The organism is Streptomyces sp. DH12, assembly GCF_020873895.1.
In the GTDB taxonomy this organism is placed as follows: domain Bacteria; phylum Actinomycetota; class Actinomycetes; order Streptomycetales; family Streptomycetaceae; genus Streptomyces.
In genome coordinates, this window is the sequence record NZ_JAHWGT010000185.1 from 1 (window position 1) to 838 (window position 838).

At 65.0% G+C, this 838-nt stretch carries 2 protein-coding genes; both read right to left on the reverse strand.

All coding sequences use genetic code 11. From position 1 onward, the window contains the following. A partial coding sequence (locus LPA54_RS33385; protein WP_228984471.1) for a hypothetical protein occupies positions 1 to 573 on the reverse strand: 573 nt, incomplete at its 3' end. After that, a partial coding sequence (locus LPA54_RS33390; protein ID WP_228984472.1) for an AHH domain-containing protein occupies positions 561 to 838 on the reverse strand: 278 nt, incomplete at its 5' end. The genes LPA54_RS33390 and LPA54_RS33385, both read right to left, overlap by 13 nt.

Genomic DNA, 838 nt, shown 5'->3' on the forward strand with positions numbered 1-838 from the left:
GACGAGCCGTTCGGCCGCCCAGCCGTTCCACTGCACAGCGCCGGCGAACTGGGGCAAGCGGAATGCCGGGAGGTGTGCGGGGAGGGCGTCCGTGCGGTACACCGCGTTCTTGACTTCGCCGTTCAGCTTCTTGGGTTTGGAGGACCTTCGCAGGTCCAGGCAGTCGACCACCTGCTCGACGAGGAGGAGATGATACTCATCCCCTTTCGCGCCCTCGATGTCAACAGGTAGCAGAGGGCCGGCTGTTCGTAGCGCATCAACTCCGAATCGGTCGATGAGGCGTCGGCTGAGAATGGGCGCTCCTGGATAGCCCGAGGGGAAATCCCCCTTGGGCCAGTTCCGCTCCCCGGCCCATTCGGCTCGGAACTGGACGGGCCGGTCCTCCTCGGCTCCCAGCCGTTGCCAGCGCTTGAGCTGGCGCAGGTCCCAGCTGTTCGGAGTGAGCTGCTGATATTCAGCCAGCTTCGGCAGGAGCCGGTATACCGCCGGGCTCTTCTCCGGCGTCTCGGTCATCGCGTCACCATTCGTGTTCGTCGTCGTGTCGGGAGCGGACTGGCCCTCTACCCTGTCCACACCGCTCCTGGCCCTGGCTGTCCTCCTGCCAGTTCCCGTTCCACCTGTTGTCCGATGGAGCGTAGTTCCCGGCGCAGCGCACTGCGAATGGCACGCGCGCCGTACCCGGCTTCCGTCATGGTTTCCGTCAGGTCGGTGAGGTGTGAGTTGAGACGGAGCAGGAAGTCCTTGCGGTGAGTGAAGTTGTGGGGGCGGGGGTGCCCAAGAGGTATCCCGTTGGCCGCATCGTTGATGTCGACGCCGTACTTCTCCAGTAGGGCCCGGG